The following is a 675-nucleotide window of genomic DNA, read 5'->3' on the forward strand; positions in this document are numbered from 1 at the left end:
TCTCCACCAAGAGGCAAAAAGAATGTCATTCCTCATTTTGACCAGGTGATGAAATCGTTTGAAATCTTGCAAGATGCGCCTTTGTACAGCCATTGCACGATTGTCATGGATACAGGGGATTTGAAGGTGAAACAACCAACCGCACCACGAAAAACTAAAAAAGGACCTTCAAAAAGGTCTCGTTCAACCACACAAAAATAATAGAATCAATGTTAGACATGTTATTAGCAGGACAGAAAGAACGCTTAAAAAAAGATCTGGAAACTATCCTGGAACAAATTATAGGTCAAGTAGCGGATGCCCACGAATTAAATCCATTTGATTTGGTGTTGAGTTTGTCGGCTCAAGGCGATCAAGCGATTGCCACTGTTTTGACCAAAAAGAAAGTTTCTTTGCATGATTTTGATGCTGGAGATATGATAGAAGACTTGTTAGAAAAACAATTGGCGCTGCTTCCCGCACTGGTTCAAAAGCTGTTTTGGGAACGGGTAGGAAATGCAAAAATCCGAGAGGAGGTACGGGATAGTTTGAGGGACAATGGAGCGATCTTCGTTCGTTATGATGCCAATTATCAATTTCAGTATTATCAACAACAAACAGGCAAAATGAAACGCATTGACATGGATGCTTTTTTTGCGAACCTTACTTTTTAAGTTTATCTTTAATTGCTTTATT

The 675-nt window shown here is 39.1% G+C and carries 2 protein-coding genes; both read left to right on the forward strand.

Annotation, left to right across the window (positions count from 1 at the left end; translation table 11 throughout):
• The coding region (locus tag CG11_RS30555) for a hypothetical protein (protein WP_197043963.1) at window positions 1-201 on the forward strand (201 nt) is incomplete at its 5' end.
• Window positions 202-209: 8 nt separating this feature from the next.
• Window positions 210-653, forward strand: coding sequence for a hypothetical protein (locus CG11_RS26315; protein WP_052599931.1), 444 nt, complete (start codon window positions 210-212; stop codon window positions 651-653).
• The last annotated feature ends 22 nt before the right edge of the window (window positions 654-675 follow it).

The sequence above is a fragment of the Aureispira sp. CCB-QB1 genome, from assembly GCF_000724545.1.
Taxonomy (GTDB): Bacteria; Bacteroidota; Bacteroidia; order Chitinophagales; family Saprospiraceae; genus Aureispira.